At 36.1% G+C, this 3,335-nt stretch carries 3 protein-coding genes; 2 read left to right on the top strand and 1 reads right to left on the bottom strand.

The annotated features are described in order from the left end of the window. Positions 1-982 (top strand): leucine-rich repeat domain-containing protein (locus QVB70_RS09630; RefSeq protein WP_287585523.1); only part of this gene is annotated, 982 nt, incomplete at its 5' end. A gap of 270 nt (positions 983-1,252) precedes the next feature. Beyond that, positions 1,253-2,533, top strand: coding sequence for an ArsB/NhaD family transporter (locus QVB70_RS09625; RefSeq protein ID WP_287585522.1), 1,281 nt, complete (start codon positions 1,253-1,255; stop codon positions 2,531-2,533). Positions 2,534-2,629: 96 nt separating this feature from the next. On the opposite strand, the gene QVB70_RS09620 is transcribed toward QVB70_RS09625, so the two are convergent. Continuing rightward, the coding region (locus QVB70_RS09620; protein WP_287585521.1) for a DUF4010 domain-containing protein at positions 2,630-3,335 on the bottom strand (706 nt) is incomplete at its 5' end.

Here is a 3,335-nt window from a genome sequence, read left to right as displayed (position 1 = left end):
TAATCTCCAAGAGTTGGATCTTAGTAATAATAAAATAAAAGAAATTAAAGGATTAGAACACCTTATTCACCTAAAGAAGCTAGATCTGAGTAATAACGATCTAGAAGAGATCAAGAATTTAGAATCTCTTACTAATCTCCAGAAATTAAACCTTAGTGGTAACAATATAGTAGAAATCAAAGGATTATGGCATCTCATTAATCTCCAAGAACTAAACCTCAGTAATAATCAGATGAAAGAGATAAAAGGATTAGCACGTCTTATTAATCTTCAAAAACTACACCTTAGCGAAAACAGTATAGAGGAAATTAGAGGATTAGAGCAACTCATTAATCTTCAAGAACTAGATCTTGGGGGTAACAATATAAAAGAAATTAAAGAATTAGATGCTCTAACCAGCCTCCAAATTCTAAATCTTCGTTGGAACTATATAAACGAAATTAAGGGCTTGGAGAACCTCACTAACCTCCAAAAACTCTACATGCATCATAATTTTATCGAAGAGATCAAAGGATTAGAAACCTTTATCAATCTCCAAGAACTAAACCTCAGAAGCAATTATATAAATGAGATTAAGGGCTTAGAGAACCTCAATACACTACAAAAACTATTTCTTGGTAATGATATAGAAGATATCGTAGGGATGGGAAGTCTTGCTGATCTGGAAAAACTAGATCCTCGAAATACGATAGACGAGATTAAAGGATTAGAACATCTTACCAATCTTATAGAATTGTCCCTTCGTGCTAATGAGATTAAAGAGATACAAGGGTTAGAGAAACTCATCAACCTCCAAAAACTAGACCTTAGATTCAATCAGATAAAAGAGATAAAGGGATTGGAGCATTTCTCTATGTTAAAGGAAGTAAAAATTAGATTTAATCCAATAAAACACAGTGAAAGCCATTTAGTAGGGAGACCTGGGCAGGAACTTGTAAGATACTGTCGAAAAAAGGTTGAAAAACTAACAAGAAGTGGTTGAAAAACGCGTGAGTCCTTTTTTGTTTTTTCTTGATATACTCGAAAAACTATTAAATACTGTAGTTGATGGAACTAATTCTAATATACTTATCAGAAGTCTTATATGAAATCGGCAGATATGGTGAAACGGGATTTTTCAACAATCTTTTCAATTGTTACACGGTTTTTAATGTACAAGGATCGACTTTATAAAGGTGAGCGTACTATATAAGATATATCCGCCCAGCTCTTTACTATAAAATTTGTCAAATGCCTTAGGAGCAGTGAATTCATGGTATCAAATGAGCAAATTATCGCATTAGGAATTTTTATATTCGTCTTTGCCCTTATAGTCTCTGGCATTAAAGAAAAAACTATTGCTGGCGTGTTTGGACTTGTTTTGTTAGGTTCTTTTAGAATTCTCGCTGTTGAAGAGATGATCGCATATGTAGACTGGGAAGCAATTATGTTGCTCTTTGGGCTGATGGTAATAGTGGGTGCATTTAGGGAGGCGGGTGTTTTTGCATATCTCACAGCCTACATAATCAATTTTACTAAATGTGATCCAAAAAGGATGCATTATATGTTCATTGGCTTGACGGCATTGCTAGCTTCTTTTTTAGATAGCGTTACGGTAGCGTTGTTTATGGTCACCGTAACGATTATGATTTGCGAGGTGATCGAAGTTAACCCAAAACCGTACATCGTTTCAGAGATTTTGGCAGCAAATGTAGGCGGAACGGCGACTGCAATAGGTAATCCTCCCAGTATAATGATTGCATCCGCTGCGGGCTTAACATTTGTTGAGTTTGCTGCAAATATGGCTCCGATAACCATAGCGTGTCTTGTACTTCTTACGCTATTCTTAAGATGGTACTATAAAGATTCCCTAGAGAAAGCTAAAGTTGCGATGGAAAGCTGTCCTGTAGCCCCTAGAGCACTTGTCACAGATGAAAATCTCTTCAGATTATGTATTATTGTTTTTCTGGTTTTCGTTGGATTAATGATTAGTCATAGTTTTATTCATATAAGTCCTGCGATCATTGCATTAGGTTGTTCTGGTGTTCTTTTATTCGTAGGAGGAAAAAAGATGACAAAAATATTACATAAAGTTGAATGGTCGACTTTACTTTTCTTTGGTTCATTATTTGTTGTTGTAGGAGGACTTGATAAAGTTGGAATCCTATATATAGTTGCTGAAGGTATAGCAGGTCTTATTGGTCAAAATATGGTAGCAGGAATATTTTTGATTGCATGGACCTCTGCATTAGGCTCTGCTGTAGTAGATAATATACCTCTGGTTGCTACACTTCTTCCAATTGTATTTAATATTTCTCAAATCACAGGCCTTGAACAAAAGCCTTTATTGTGGGCTATGGCTCTAGGCGCATGCATGGGTGGTAATTCAACAATTCTTGCATCATCAGCAGGAATTGTAGCTCAAGCTGCTACCGAGAAAACTAAGTACCCAATTAAATTTTACGAATTTTTAAAGGTTGGCCTACTATCGGTGTTTTTAACAGTTGGTGTAGGAAGTATTTATCTTGCCATCCGATTCGGAGTTTTTGGTTGAGATAAAAGCCTATAACGGCTCATGATCTATTTTATTGACATAATCTAATTTGTGAAATACCCCACCCTGTCGGAAGGGGGCTTTCCGCCGATTAAGTTAAAATCTAAAGAATGAGAGAAATACAAGGAAGATGAGTACAATAGAGGCTAAAAGAACTGTGTCTATCATTACATATTTCAATAAATTACGCCCTCCTCCCCCTAGTTTTACATACACCAGTTTATTCATAACAGCGGAGACCACTGCTGCTAGAATAGTCATTACTGCAATATAGTCAGATATTCTGCCTTGTGCAAACAAAACAGAGACTGAAAAAATTACAGCACCTGATCCTGCAAAACCTCCAATTACGCCTGCAATGACCAAACCTGCCTCTCCAAACGTTTGTTGCATTATTAACGTTAAAAATGTAATTCCAACAAATAAGACAATAAATTGCAACGCTGATTTAAAGGAAAAAGGAGATTCCACTTTAGGGGTTGGCAAACTCATTTCTTTTCGTGGATATCCTCTTACAACACCAGCCATAAATGCCAGCACAAGCGGAATAGCGGTATATGCTAACAAAATTGGTGCTAAAATTGCGGCAATTAATAGATTTCGTAAGATCATTGTAGCATTTGTAATTACAATCGCTTTCGAGAATAATTTTCCTTGCTCCTTCTTTTCTCCTGATTTACGTGCAATATTTGTAATACTTGAGACGGTTGCTTCACTATTAGCAACGCCACCAAAACTAGCGAATAGAAACAAGCCTTTTGTTCCAAACTTGTTGAGCGCAATATAGTTCAGAAATCGAAGG

It is taken from the genome of Candidatus Borrarchaeum sp. (genome assembly GCF_019058535.1).
GTDB classification, from domain to species: domain Archaea; phylum Asgardarchaeota; class Sifarchaeia; order Borrarchaeales; family Borrarchaeaceae; genus Borrarchaeum; species Borrarchaeum weybense.
This window is presented reverse-complemented; position numbering and strand designations above follow the sequence as displayed.

Coding starts and splice junctions, on each gene's coding strand:
- QVB70_RS09625 (WP_287585522.1), top strand. CDS start 1,253: ATGGTATCAAATGAGCAAATTATCGCATTAGGAATTTTTATATTCGTC.